Annotated in this window: 12 protein-coding genes; 2 read left to right on the top strand and 10 right to left on the bottom strand. The window is 70.5% G+C overall.

The window, feature by feature from the left end:
• Positions 1 to 15: 15 nt before the first annotated feature.
• The 10 genes from KZ686_RS01910 to KZ686_RS01865 form a co-directional block, all read right to left on the bottom strand.
• The gene (locus KZ686_RS01910; protein ID WP_150082591.1) at positions 16 to 840 is read right to left on the bottom strand and encodes an SDR family NAD(P)-dependent oxidoreductase; all 825 of its coding nucleotides are present in this window, start codon (positions 838 to 840) and stop codon (positions 16 to 18) included.
• A 58-nt stretch (positions 841 to 898) separates the two neighbouring features.
• Complete coding sequence (locus KZ686_RS01905) at positions 899 to 1,318, bottom strand: MaoC family dehydratase (protein WP_265633388.1); 420 nt, start codon at positions 1,316 to 1,318, stop codon at positions 899 to 901.
• A 13-nt stretch (positions 1,319 to 1,331) separates the two neighbouring features.
• Positions 1,332 to 1,775: a MaoC family dehydratase N-terminal domain-containing protein gene (locus tag KZ686_RS01900; protein ID WP_265632919.1), complete on the bottom strand. Its 444-nt coding sequence runs from the start codon at positions 1,773 to 1,775 to the stop codon at positions 1,332 to 1,334.
• Between the two features lie 3 nt (positions 1,776 to 1,778).
• On the bottom strand, positions 1,779 to 2,963 hold the full coding sequence (locus KZ686_RS01895; RefSeq protein ID WP_149319680.1) for a lipid-transfer protein: 1,185 nt from the start codon (positions 2,961 to 2,963) through the stop codon (positions 1,779 to 1,781).
• A 147-nt stretch (positions 2,964 to 3,110) separates the two neighbouring features.
• Positions 3,111 to 4,103 carry a tripartite tricarboxylate transporter substrate binding protein gene (locus KZ686_RS01890; RefSeq protein WP_149319679.1) on the bottom strand — a complete coding sequence of 331 codons (993 nt, stop codon included), beginning with the start codon at positions 4,101 to 4,103 and terminating at the stop codon, positions 3,111 to 3,113.
• 210 nt (positions 4,104 to 4,313) lie between these two features.
• A complete protein-coding gene (locus KZ686_RS01885; protein ID WP_265632918.1) occupies positions 4,314 to 5,342 on the bottom strand; it encodes an AraC family transcriptional regulator in 1,029 nt (342 codons plus the stop codon).
• 316 nt (positions 5,343 to 5,658) lie between these two features.
• Positions 5,659 to 6,798, bottom strand: coding sequence for a metallophosphoesterase (locus KZ686_RS01880; RefSeq protein WP_265632917.1), 1,140 nt, complete (start codon positions 6,796 to 6,798; stop codon positions 5,659 to 5,661).
• 237 nt (positions 6,799 to 7,035) lie between these two features.
• Positions 7,036 to 8,367, bottom strand: a complete 1,332-nt coding sequence (locus KZ686_RS01875; protein WP_226109469.1) for an MATE family efflux transporter — start codon at positions 8,365 to 8,367, stop codon at positions 7,036 to 7,038.
• 211 nt (positions 8,368 to 8,578) lie between these two features.
• Positions 8,579 to 9,100: a winged helix-turn-helix transcriptional regulator gene (locus tag KZ686_RS01870; RefSeq protein WP_265632916.1), complete on the bottom strand. Its 522-nt coding sequence runs from the start codon at positions 9,098 to 9,100 to the stop codon at positions 8,579 to 8,581.
• A gap of 141 nt (positions 9,101 to 9,241) precedes the next feature.
• Complete coding sequence (locus KZ686_RS01865; RefSeq protein ID WP_149319674.1) at positions 9,242 to 10,165, bottom strand: LysR family transcriptional regulator; 924 nt, start codon at positions 10,163 to 10,165, stop codon at positions 9,242 to 9,244.
• Positions 10,166 to 10,324: 159 nt separating this feature from the next.
• Between KZ686_RS01865 and KZ686_RS01860 the strand changes: the two genes are divergently transcribed.
• Together KZ686_RS01860 and KZ686_RS01855 are read left to right on the top strand one after the other, a co-directional pair.
• The gene (locus tag KZ686_RS01860; protein ID WP_226109465.1) at positions 10,325 to 11,830 is read left to right on the top strand and encodes an acyl-CoA synthetase; all 1,506 of its coding nucleotides are present in this window, start codon (positions 10,325 to 10,327) and stop codon (positions 11,828 to 11,830) included.
• A 230-nt stretch (positions 11,831 to 12,060) separates the two neighbouring features.
• A complete protein-coding gene (locus tag KZ686_RS01855; protein ID WP_265632915.1) occupies positions 12,061 to 13,002 on the top strand; it encodes a Bug family tripartite tricarboxylate transporter substrate binding protein in 942 nt (313 codons plus the stop codon).
• Positions 13,003 to 13,015 lie beyond the last annotated feature (13 nt).

Genomic DNA, 13,015 nt, shown 5'->3' with positions numbered 1-13,015 from the left:
CGGTTCCGGTGCGAATTACGGGCGCCCGCCGCCGCAGACCAGCACCTGGCCGCTGACGTAGTTGGACTCGGGGATGCAGAACAGGTAGACCGCGCCGGCCGCTTCCTCGGGCGTGCCGCCGCGTCCCAGCGGAATCAGCGCCTCGGCGTTCTTCAGGATCTGCGGATTGACGCCGACCTTGATCTTGCGCCCCGCGATGTCGATGCTGGCGTCGGCCTGCGCATCGGCCTCGGTCAGCCGCGTCTTGATCAGGCCGAACGCGATGCTGTTGACATTGACCTTGTAGCGGCCCCATTCCTTGGCCATCGCGCGCGTCAGGCCGTTGATGCCGGCCTTGGCGGCGGCGTAGTTGGCCTGCCCCGCGTTGCCGTAGACACCGGACGTCGACGAGATATTGACGACCTTGCGGAACACCGGCGTGCCGCGCTCGGCCTCCTGCCTGGCGGCCTCGCGAATGAAGCCCGACGCGGCGCGCAGGATGCGGAAGGGCGCGGTCAGGTGCACCGCCAGGATGTCCTCCCACTGCTCGTCGCTCATCTTCTGGATCACGTTGTCCCAGGTATAGCCGGCGTTGTTGACGATGATGTCGAGGCCGCCGAACTGCTCGAGCGCGGTATTGACGAAGCGGTCCGCAAAGCCCGCCTCGGTCACGCTGCCGACGCAGGCCGCCGCCTTGCCGCCGCTCGCGCGGATCGTCTCCACCACGTCCAGCGCGGGCGCCTCGTCAAGGTCGTTGACCACCACGCGGGCGCCTTCCGACGCGAGCTTCAGCGCGATCTCGCGGCCGATGCCCCGTCCCGAGCCCGATACCAGTGCCACCTTGTCCTGCAGCTTGTTCATGCGTCTGCTCCTCGCTGTATCTGTGTTATCCGTGCTATCCCGCCCCGGCTGCCTGTCGTCACGGCAGCGCCACTACCGCGTCGCCGGCCACCTTGACCTCGCCGTGTTGATCCACGGTACTCAGTTCGATCCGCACGCGCTTCTCGCCGCGCGCCTCCATCTTCTCGACCACGGTGCCGCGGCAGGTCAGCCGGTCGCCCACGTGCGTGATGGCGACGAAGCGCACGCCGAAGTCGCGCAGCGCCTGCTGTGGAACCCCGTTGGTCAGCAGCCTGCCGAGATAGGCCATCGCCAGCATGCCGTGCGCGAACACGTCGGGCTGGCCCGCGGCGTGCGCAAAATCGGTGTCGACGTGGATCGGGTTGTGGTCCCCCGAGGCGCCGCAATAGAGCGCCAGCGTCAGCCGCGACACCGGTTCGGTCTCGAAGGCGGGCAGGGCATCGCCCACCTGCAGGGCGTCGTAGCGCAGCGTCGGCATCGGTCGGGCTCCCTTATCCATGGCGCATCACCGTGACCGTGCGCAGGTCGGCGACATGCGTCCCGTGCTGGTTGCTGACGCGGGTGCGGCGGACGACGAGTTCGAGCGCGCCGCCCTTCTTGTCGTAGATGTCCTCGATGCATTGCTCGAAGGTCAGCCGGTCGCCCGCATAGGTCATCGCGTGATAGGTAAAGCGCTGTTCGCCGTGCAGCAGCCGGCGGTAGTCCAGGCCCAGCAGTTCGCGGATCGCGGCCGGGTTGGGCGCGTCCATCTCCAGGCAGAACAGGAAGGTGGGCGGCACCGGCAGCCCCGGGTGGCCGGCATCGTGGGCGGCGGCCTCGTCGGTGTAGACGGGATCGTGCTGGCCGGTGGCCTTGGCGAACAGGCGCAGCCGGCCCGCCTCCACCGGCACGGTGAAGGGCGCCATCCGGTGCCCGATGTATTGGCGATCGATCATGGTTCAGGCCGCCTGATAGAGCGTCACCACGCAGGCGCCGCCGAGTCCGAGGTTGTGCTGCAGCGCGAGCCGCGCGCCGTCGACCTGGCGCTGGTCGGCCTGGCCGCGCAGCTGCCAGGTCAGCTCCGCGCACTGCGCGAGGCCGGTGGCGCCGAGCGGATGGCCCTTCGACAGCAGGCCGCCGGACGGGTTGGTCACCACGCGGCCGCCGTAGGTGTTGTTGCCCTCGAGAATGAATTTCTCCGCGGTGCCCTCGGGGGTCAGGCCGAGCGCCTCGTAGGTGATCAGCTCGTTCGCGGTGAAGCAGTCATGCAGTTCGACCACGTCGATGTCTTCAGGGCCGATGCCGGCCATCTCGTAGACCTGCGCGGCGGCGGCACGGCTCATGTCGTAGCCGACCAGCTGGCGCATGTCGCGCTGGGCGAAGGTGCTCGGCGTATCGGTGGTCATGGCCTGCGCGGCGATGGTGACGCGCATGTCCAGGCCATGGCGACGGGCGAAGTCTTCGGAACACAGGATCGCCGCCGCGGCGCCGCACGTTGGCGGGCAGCATTGCAGCCGCGTCAGCGGCTCGAACACCATCGGCGCGGCCATCACCTCGTCGAGCGTCACGGTGTCGCGGAAGACCGCCAGCGGATTGCGCGCGGCGTGCTGGCGCGCCTTGACCGAGATGCGGGCGAAGGTGTCGGGGCGGATGCCGTGCTGCCTGATGTAGTCGCGTCCCGCGCCGCCGAAGAACTGCGCGGCGCGCGGGGCGTTCGCATCAATGCCCTGCAGCTCGCCCATGGTCTCGGCGAAGCGCGCCATCGGCGAGGGGCGGTCGTCATAGGCGCCCTTGAGCGCGCCGGGCACCATCTGCTCGAAGCCGAGCGCAATCGCACATTCGACCGCGCCGCTCTGCACCGCCTGGCGCGCCAGGAACAGCGCGCTCGATCCGCTCGAGCAGTTGTTGTTCAGGTTGAAGACCGGGATGCCGGTCAGGCCGACGCGGTAGATCGCCGCCTGGCCCGCGGTCGAATCGCCGTAGACGTAGCTGACGTAGGCCTGCTGCACCGCGTCGTACGGCACGCCGGCATCGTCGAGCGCCAGGCGCGCGGCCTGCTCGCCCATCACCATATAGGGCTCGCTCTTGCCCGGCTTGCTGAAGGGAATCATGCCGACACCGGCGACATGGACTTTGCGTGTCATGGTCTGGTCCTCGTTGTTTGCCTGCTGCGTGGTCCCACTGTGCCCCTCGCGCCGCGATGCGCCAATGGCCCGCGCAACCAAAGTGCCTGGCCGAAACGATCAGCGCCGCCTGCGTTTGCCGCGTGCCTGGCTGCAGCGCATTGCCTGTTATTGCAGCTTGACGCCGATCTGGCTCAGGAACACCTTCTCGCGCGCGAACTGGTCGATCGCGTACTGCCGATACTCGGCGCTGCTCATGTACATGTCGACCTGGTCGTAGTCCGCCAGCATGCGCTGGTAGTCGGGGTCGCGCATCGCCTTGCGCAGCGCGTCGTGCAGGGTCTTCAGCACGGCCGGTTCCATGCCCTTGGGCGCGACGATGCCCACCGGCGAATTGACCGTGATGTCGTAGCCCAGCTCCTTCAGCGTCGGTACATTGGGGCGGCGCGGCAGCCGCGTGTTGCCCAGCGTCGCGAGCAGCCGGGCCTTGCCGCCATCGACCAGCGCGCCCCAACCGGGGTCCGAGATCACGTCGAGATGGCCGCCGAGCAGCGCGGTGGTTTCCTCGGCCATGCCCTTGAAGGGAATGAAGTTGAACTTGACCCCGGCCGCAAGCGCGAGCCGTTCCATCGCCACGTGGCCGCCGCTGCCGATGCCGGTGGAGCCGTAGCTGATCTGGCCGGGCCGCGCCTTGGCGTCGGCGAACAGGTCCTGCAGCGTCTTCCACGGCGCGTCCGCGCGTACCACCAGGCCGTTGGTGTAGCCGGTCAGGCAGATCACATAGGTGAAGTCGCTGAGTGGATCGAAATTGACCTTCTGCAGATGCGGCAGGCGGAACAGCGTGGCCGGGGCCACCGAGAACGTATAGCCGTCGGGCGCCGCACTGCGCGCCATCGCGGCCGGGCCCATGGTGCCGGCGACGCCGGGCTGGTTGACCACCACCACCTGCTGCCCCATTTCCCTGGACAGCGCGTGCGCCAGCGCACGCATCTGCACGTCGGTGGCGCCGCCCGGCGGGAACGGCATGATCATCGTCAGCGTGCGGGAGGGATAGCTGTCGGACTTGGCCAGCGCCACGGCCGGCCACGGTGACCAGGCGCCCAGCGCGCCGCCGGCCAGGGCCCACAGTGCGCGCCGGCGCGACTTCGATGTGTCTGCCATGTCTGTCTCCTGTTCTGTGTCCGCTGGTCGACGGTCCTGCCGCCACGGTGACCACAGTCTAGGAAGGCAGCGCGCACCGATACATGGCCGAAGCGCTGAATCGCATTGGCATGAACGATCAAGCCGGAGCGCGTGCGAACGCAGCGCGGCGCGCAGGTCCTTGCGGCTACGGGGAAACCCGCAGAGCAAGCGCCGATGCGCGAAGGCGGCTCAGTGCTCGCGCAGATGCGCCTGGCGATATTGGCCGGGCGCGACCCCGGTCCAGTGCTTGAAGGCGCGGTGGAAGGTGCTGGCCTCGGAGAAGCCCAGCAGGCTGGCGATCTCGGGCAGCGTCAGCTCGGGGCGCGCCAGGTATTCGATCGCGGCGTCGCGGCGCAGGTCGTCCTTGATGCCGCGAAAGCCCTGGCCTTCCTCGCGCAGCCGGCGGCGCAACGTCTGCGGCGTCATCGCCAGCTGCTCGCCGACGTCCTCGAGCGTGGGCAGCTCGCCGGTCAGGTTGCGGCGCAGGATGCGGCGGATGCGTTCGGTGATGCTGGTCTGGTCGCGGTACTTGATCAGCAGGCTGGCCGGCGCGTGCCGCAGGAATTCGCGCAGGCTGGCCTCGTTCTGCACCACCGGCAGATCGAGCCAGCGCGACTCGAAGCGCCAGCCGGTGTAGTCGTGGCCGTAGGACGCCGGCGCCTGGAACAGCAGCGCGGCGTCGGGGCTGGGGCCCAGCTCCGAATCGGGGTAGTCGACGCCGATCAGCGGCACGCGGCGCGCCGCCAGCCAGCAGGCCAGGCCGTAGCCGAGAAACGCGAAGGCACGGGCCGCGTAGGCCAGGCGCGCATCGTAGGGGACGCGCGGCGACAGCGACAGCATCGCGATCTCGCCATGGCGGCGCAGCCGCGGCACGAAGTCGTCGATCAGCAGCCGGTAGTAGCGCAGCCCCGCCTGCATCCCCTCGCCCAGCGTGCGCGTGCGGACCAGCATCTGGCAGCACTGCGCAAAGCTGCCCAGCGGCAGCGGCCGGCTGCACAGGCCCCACATCTCGTCGCGCATCGCGCGCCGCATCGCGAACGCCAGCGCCGCGTACTGGCCCTGCGTGACGCGCGCCACCGGCGAATCGAGCAGCGCCGGCGCGATGCCGGCCCGGCGCAGCAGCGCGGCGATGTCGGCGCCGCGATGGCGCGCGCCCAGCAGCGTCTGCTGGACCTGCTGGATGGCGATCGTGTGGTGGGTGAAACTGGCAGTGTTCATGGGGCCGGACCGGAGACCATGGATGCTGCTGGCTCGCACGGGGACTGCGTTCGAAGGAGGGCCGCGGCGGCCGCATGCCGCGGCAAGGCTCTGCCGCCGCGCGGCACGCAGGACCGCAGGCGCGGCGGGGTGCGGCGATTATAGACCGGCGTCGGATGGGGTCGGCCGGCGCTCGGGGCTTGCTCTGGCCATGCTCAGGCCATGCTCTGGCCGCGCTGCGACCGCGAGCTCAGCGCTCGCCCTGGCCTTGCCCAGACATTGGTCATGCCGCTTCACGCGGTGCTCAAGCCGTGCCTAGGCCGCGCTCGTTTCCCCGCTACGCCGTTGGCCGCCGCAGCCGTATCCGCGTGATCTCCGACGGCGCGCCGAAGCGCTTGGGCGGTCCCCAGTAGCCGGTGCCGCGGCTGACATAGACCCACATGTTCCGGTGGCGGTGCAGCCCGGCGACATAGGGCTGCTGCATCGGCACGAACAGGTTCCACGGCAGGAACTGCCCGCCGTGCGTATGCCCCGACAACTGCAGGTCGAAGCCGGCCTCGGCCGCCGCGATCGCGCTGCGCGGCTGATGGGCCAGCAGCACGCGCACCGCCGCATCGGCCGGCGCGCCCGCCAGCGCCGCCTTGGGATCGCTGCGATGCGCGGGATCGAAATGCCCGGCGCTGAAGTCGGTGACGCCGGCCAGCACCAGCCTGGCGCCGTCGCGTTCGATCGCCACGTGTTCGTTCAGCAGGACGCGCAGCCCCAGCCGCCGCAGCTCGTCGATCCACGCGTGCGCGCCGGCGTAGTACTCGTGGTTGCCGGTGACGACGTAGACCCCATGTGGGGCGCGCAGCGAGCCGAGCGGCGCCGTGTGTTCCCTCAACTCCGGCACCTTGCCGTCGACCAGGTCGCCGGTGATCGCGATCGCATCGGCGCCGAGCGTATTGACGCGTTCGACGATGCGCTGCAGGTACGGTCGCTTGATGGTCGGACCGACGTGGATGTCGCTGAGCTGCGCGATGGTGAAGCCGTCGAGCGCGGCGGGCAGTCCGGCGATCGGCACCTCGACGTCGACCACGCGCGCCACCCGCCGCGCGTTCCAGTAGCCGAGCAGCGAGACCAGCAGCGCCAGCGCGACGGTGCCGACGGCGCTCCAGACCGCCAGCGCGGGCGGATACCAGCCGGCCAGCGCGCAGGCCAGCAGCACCAGTTCGCGCAGCACCGTCAGGATCAGCAGCGTCGAGAACAGCCCCATCGCCAGCATGCCGAGCCAGGAAAGGCGATCGCCCCACGGCGGCTCGAAGCGGCGCGCCAGCAGCGCGGTCGGCATCGACACGGCGGAGATGGCGAGCCACAGCGCGGCCAGCGCTTTTGCCGCCAGCGGCCACGGCAGCGCGGGCAGCAGGCGCACGCCGATATAGCAATGCAGCAGGGCGACGATCAGCGCGGCCGTCAGGATCGATCGGCGAGGGGTCATGGTGCTCCGGACAGGCGTGCCGCGTCGGCACGATAAGCCGCACGATACCGGGGATACGGCGTGCGCGCATGCGCGGGGCGCCGAGCCGCGATGGCGGCCGCGTTCCAGCCTCGCCGCATTGGCGGTGCCAAGCGCCGCCTTGCCCCCGCATTAGCGCCGCCTCACCGCCGCCGCACTACCGCCCTGGCTCTACCTCAGCGCCGCCTCGTCTCAACCCCATCCCGGCCCATCGCCTCGCTACCTTCCCGACCACACCTCGCGCCGCACGCCCATCGCCGTCACCGCGCCGTAGGCCGTGATGCCGAGCGCCACGCCGAGGAAATGGCCGTCCAGCCCCATGCCGCCGACATGCGCCAGCAGCCAGCCGCCGCCGGCGGCGAGGCCAATCCGGGCGATGCCGGCGGCAATGGGCCAGCGCATCCGGCCCGCGCCCATCGACGCGAAATACAGCGCCATGCCGAGGCCGAAGCCGCCGAAGGCCGGCGCGATCCACGACAGCGCGCGCGCGGCGATCGCCGCCACTTCCGCGTCGCTGGTGAACCAGCTGGCAAAGCGAGCCGGCGCGAGCCCCACCGCGATGCCGATGGTGCCGGCCAGCGCCAGCGCCAGCAGCGCGCCGATCCAGGCGGTGCGCCGCGCCCCGTCCCAGTCGCCGGCGCCGACCGCACGGCCGACCAGCGCGGTCAGCGCCGAGCCCACGCCGAAGGCCAGCGGGATCATCAGGAATTCGAGCCGCGCGGAGATGCCATAGGCCGCCACCGCCGCGGTGCCGTAGGGGCGCAGCTGCGCGGTCACCAGGATCGTCGCCAGATTGGCCAGCGCGGCCAGCCCGCAGGCGACCAGCCCGACCGACAGGATGCGCTGGAACAGCGCCGCGTTCGGCCGCACGCGCAGCACCGGTACGAAGCCCGCGCCGCCGCGCATCACCACCACCGCCATGCCGAGCGCCGCGGCCCACGACACCAGCGCGAAGGCGGCGCCGATGCCGGCCAGGCCCATGCCGGCCGGCTCGGCCAGCGCCCACGCAAGCAGCGGGAAGGCGATCCACATCAGGGACAGCACGCGCGCCGCCAGCGCATGGCGGCCGCCGCCGCGCAGCACCGACGCCATCGTGTTGGACAGCCAGGCCGGTACCGCGCCGGCGCCGAACAGCCAGATCGCATAGCCGGCGGCGGCTTCGGCGGCCGTTTCCCCGGCCACCGCGCCGAGCACCGCATGCGGAAAGCCCGCCAGCGCGATGGCGAACGCCAGCCCGGCCGAGGCCGCGATGATCAGCGCGTGCAGCACCAGCGCGGAGGCGTCCTCGCGCTTGCCGGCGCCGAGCGCGCGGGCGATCGCCGACACCACGCCGCCGCCCATCGCGCCGGTCGACATCTGCTGCAGCAGCAGCGCGAATGGCAGCACCACGGCCCAGCCGGCCAGCGCCGCGGTGCCCTGGCGCGCGGCCAGCCAGGTCTCGATCAATTGCGCGACGGCCTGCAGCAGCGCGATCAGGCTGGTCGGCGCGGCCAGCTTGACGATGGCCCGCAGCACCGCGCGGGGCGCGGCCGCGCCAGGCGCAGCCGCCATTGCGGCGCCCCGCGCCGCGGGTCCGGCGGTGGGAGCGGAAGTGGGCTCGCGGGAAGCGCGAGCGGAAGTGGGCTCGGAAGCGGAGGCAGGAGCGGAAGTGGGCTCGCAGGAAGCGCGAGCGGAAGCAGGAGCGGAAGCAGCAGCGGAAGTCGGGGTCAGCGTCGGGGCGCGGGCCGGAAACGCCCCGGCAGGGCCCGCAACGCGGACGGCGTCATACAGTTCGGTCATCGCCTGCCTCCGTGGCTTCGACGGTATCGGTTTCGGGCGCGAAGCGGCGGCGCAGGTGGTTGCCGGCGGCCGGGCCGGCGGTGACGCGCAGGTCGTCCAGCGTCACGGGGCTGCCGTCGGCGCGGGTCAGCGCCGGTGCGGCGATCTCGTCGCCGGTGCGGCGGTCCAGCAGCACCGTCATCGGGCCGCGGTCGGTCATCCAGCGATCGGCCCAGGCCTTCAGCGCGACGAAGGCCGGGAAGAAATCGCGGCCCTTGTCGGTCAACAGGTAATGGTGGCGCGCGCCGCCGTCGGCCGGCACGCGCTTGAACATGCCGTGCTCGACCAGCGTCTTCAGCCGCGCGCTGAGGATATTGGGCGCGATGCCCAGGTTGCGCTGGAATTCGTCGAAGCGCGTGCTGCCATAAAAGGCCTCGCGCATCAGCAGGATCGCCCAGCGCTCGCCCAGCACCGCCATCGAGCGGGCGATCGGGCAGGGCATGCTGGCAAAGTCGGTGTGGCCCACGTCTCCTCCGTCTGTTTCCGATTGGTCTTGCCAATGACTTCTACTTTCAATTTGCAAGCATTCTAGCTTGCAAATTGAAAGTGCGTGAGGATCGGATGGGCGGACTGGCTCGCCGCCGTCCGGCGCCGGGCCGGACGCGGTTCAGACTGAACCGTCGGGCGCGTCCCGGAACACCGGCAGCGCGGGAATCTGCTCGCGCAGGAAGTCGATCAGCGCCCGCGTCGCCATCGGCGGATGCGGGTTCGGCGTGGTGATCAGATAGAGCCGGTCGCCGAGCCCTTCCGGCCGCCAGTCCGGCAGCACCTGCACCAGCCGGCCGGCATGGGCGTCCTGCCAGCCGGCATAGACCGGCAGCAGGCAGACCCCGTGGCCGGCCTGCACGGCGCGGATCAGGAAGGGGAAGTGCTCGGACTGCAGGCGCGGCAGCAGTTGCACCGCATCGCGTTCGTCGCCGCGCATCAGATGCAGCTCGAACGGGCGGGCGAAGTAGGGCGGGCACAGGAAGTCGGTCGCGGCGAGGTCCGCCGGCACCCGGATCGGTCCGATCCGTTCCAGATAGGACGGCGCCGCATAGAGGCCCCATTCGATCGCGCAGACGTCGCGCGCCACATGGTCCAGCGGCGGCTGCGAGGTGACCTTCAGCGCCACGTCGATCTCGGCGGCGATCAGGTCGTTGACGCGATTGTTGAAGAAGACGCGCAGCGTGATGCCGGGATGGCGCTCGGCGAAGGCCAGCAGCAGCGGCGCGACGAAGGTGTCGCCCAGGCCGGTCGGCACGCTGAGCCGTACATGGCCGCGCAGCGTCTTGCCCAGGCTGTCGATCTCCGCCTGCGCCGACGCGACCTCGCGCAGGATCGCCAGCCCGTGGCGGTACAGCGCGTGGCCGGGCTCGGTCAGCTCCAGCCGGCGCGTGGTCCGGCGCATCAATTGCGCGCCCGCCTGGACCTCCAGCTCGCGCAGCTGCCGGCTGACCTGCGAGCGCGTGACGCCGCGCCGGCGGCCGGCTTCGGCCAGATTGCCCGCGTCGACGATATCGACGAAGGCCTGGATCAGGTTCAGGTCCATGGTGCGTCCATCGGGGATTGCCTGGGGGATTGTCGCGCTGGGCTCAACATTGTGCTGCGCGGCCAGGCAATTGTCGATGGCGGTGCCCGCCGTTACAGTGACCGCTCAATATGACGGCGCCCGTGCCCGCACGCGCGCCTTGCGCACAGGAGCACTCGAATGGCGGCGGACCTCTGGTTCCAGGATCTACATCGCAGCGGCGACGAACTGCTGTCGCGCGGCAGCCGGCTGGCCGGCGGGCTGCGCGCGCTCGGCGTGGCGGAGGGCGACGTGATCGCGGTGCTGCTGCGCAACGACGCGCCGTTCGCCGACATCGTCCACGCCTGCCGTACCGCCGGCTGCTACTACTGCCCGATCAACTGGCACTTCACCGCGGACGAGGTGCGCTACCTGCTCGAGGACAGCGGCGCCAAGGTGCTGATCGCCCATGCCGACCTGCTGCCGGCGGTGCAGGCCGCGGTGCCGGCGGGCATGCCGGTGCTGGCCGTCGGCGAAGACGCCGCGCCGCCGGCGCTCGAAGTCCTGGCATACGAGCCCTGGCTCGCGGCCCAGCCGGCCTATGACGGCCCACGGGTCGCGCCGCGCGGTCACATGGCCTACACCTCCGGCACCACCGGACGGCCCAAGGGCGTGCTGCGCGAGGCCGTGCCGCTCGACCGGCTCGATGCGCAGCAGGCCGCAATGCGCTCGGTCGTGGCGCAGTCGATCGGCATCGTGCCGGGCTGCCGCGCGCTGATGTCGGCGCCGCTGTATCACAGCGCGCCCGGCGTGTTCATCCAGAACGCGCTGCAGATTGCCGAGCGCCTGGTGCTGACACCGCGCTTCGATGCCGAGGAGGTGCTGGCACTGATCGAGCGGCATCGCATCGATGTCGTCTACCTGGTACCGATCATGTATGTGCGGCTGCTGAAGCTGCCGGATGAGGTACGCCGCCGCTACGACCTGTCGTCGCTGCGCTTCGTCGCCTCGACCGGCTCGCCGTGCGCGCCCGAGGTCAAGCGCGCGATGCTGGACTGGCTCGGCCCGGTGATCCACGAAACCTATGCGTCCAGCGAGGCGGGCATGATCACCGTCGCCACGCCCGCCGATGCGCTGGCCAGGCCCGGCACCGCGGGCCGGCCGGTCGACCAGGCCAGCGTGCGCATCCTGCGCGAGGACGGCACGCCGTGCGAGACCGGCGAAGTGGGCCTGATCTACGTACGCCAGCCCGCCTACCCCGACTTCACCTATCGCAACAACGACGCGGCGCGGCGCGCGATCGATGTCGGCGGCCTGGTGACGCTGGGCGACATGGGATACCTCGACGCCGACGGCTATCTGTTCCTGTGCGACCGCGCGTCCGACATGGTGATCTCGGGCGGCGTCAACATCTATCCGGCCGAGATCGAGCACCAGCTGGTGCGCTATCCGGGCGTGGCCGACTGCGTGGTGTTCGGCGTGCCTGATGACGAATACGGCGAGCGGCTGCTGGCGATGGTGCAGCCGATGCCGGGCGAGCGCCTGGACGAGGCCGAGATCATCGCCTGGCTGCGCGAGCGGCTCTCGGGCTTCAAGGTGCCGCGCACCATCGTGATCGCCGAGCAACTTCCGCGCGACGAGACCGGCAAGCTCGCCAAACGGCGTCTGCGAGACCAATACTGGCAGGGGCGGACGCGGCGCGTCTGAACGCGGCGGGCATCGCCCACCGGAACGCAGCACACCACGAAGCAGCACACAAGGAAGGAGACACCATGCAAGGCTGGAAAGCGGGAAGGCGGGCCCGGCGGGGCATCGCCGCGGTGGGGGCGAGATTGGCGCCGAGGTTGGCGCTGACGTTGGCGCTGACGTTGGCGCCGAGGTCTGCGCGGCGATCGACGCTGAGGTTTGCGCCGAGGTCGGCGCTGAGTCTGGCCGCGATGCTGGCGGCGACATTCGGTGCGGTGACTGCGGCAGGCGCGGCCTATCCGGACCGCCCGATCAAGCTGATCGTGCCGTACACGCCGGGCGGATCGACCGACCAGTTCGGCCGCGCGCTGGCCGAGGGCATGAGCAAGGTACTGAAGCAGCCGGTGGTGGTCGACAACAAGCCCGGCGCGGCCACCATGATCGGCACCAACCTGGTCGCCCGCGCGCCGGCCGACGGCTATACGGTCGGCTTCGCGACCAACGGCAGCATGGTGCTGAACCCGATGCTGTACAAGAAGATCACCTACGACCCGCCGAAGGACTTCAAGATCTTCAGCATCGGCGCCGAGGTGCCGCTGGTGGTGGTCACCAATACGCAGGTGCCGGCGAACAACATCCGCGAGTTCGCCGCCTATGCGAAGAGCCAGGGCGGCAAGCTGAACTACAGCTCGGTGGGCCTGGGCAATGCGCTGCAGCTGGCCACCGAGATGCTCAAGACCGAGCTCGGCATCGAGCTGACCCATGTGCCGTACAACGGCAGCGCGCCGGCGCTGGCGGCGCTGCTCGCCAACGACGTGCAGCTGATGGTGGATGTGGTCAGCACCTCGCTGCCGCATATCAAGGCCGGCAAGCTGAAGGCGCTGGCGGTGACCAGCCGCAACCGGCTCGACGTGCTGCCCAATGTGCCGACGGTCGCCGAGAGCCATCCGAACTTCCAGGCGGCGACCTGGTTCGGGCTCGCGGTGCCGGCGCAGACCCCGCCCGAGGCCGTCGAGAAGCTGCGCGCCGCGGCCGATCAGACCCTGCGCGACCCGCAGTTCCGCTCGACCTTCAACGGCCTGGGCCTGCAGGTGCTGCAGCCGATGAGCCAGGCGGAGATCGACCGCTACGTCGCCGCCGACCGCGAGCATTGGGGCAAGGTGATCCGGGCGAAGAATATTTCGCTGGATTGAGGGGGAGGGCGGG

Origin of the sequence: Cupriavidus cauae (assembly GCF_026210475.1) — a bacterium.
Taxonomy (GTDB): domain Bacteria; phylum Pseudomonadota; class Gammaproteobacteria; order Burkholderiales; family Burkholderiaceae; genus Cupriavidus; species Cupriavidus cauae.
The sequence above is the reverse complement of the archived record's forward strand: the minus strand, read 5'-3'. Positions and strand labels throughout refer to the sequence as shown.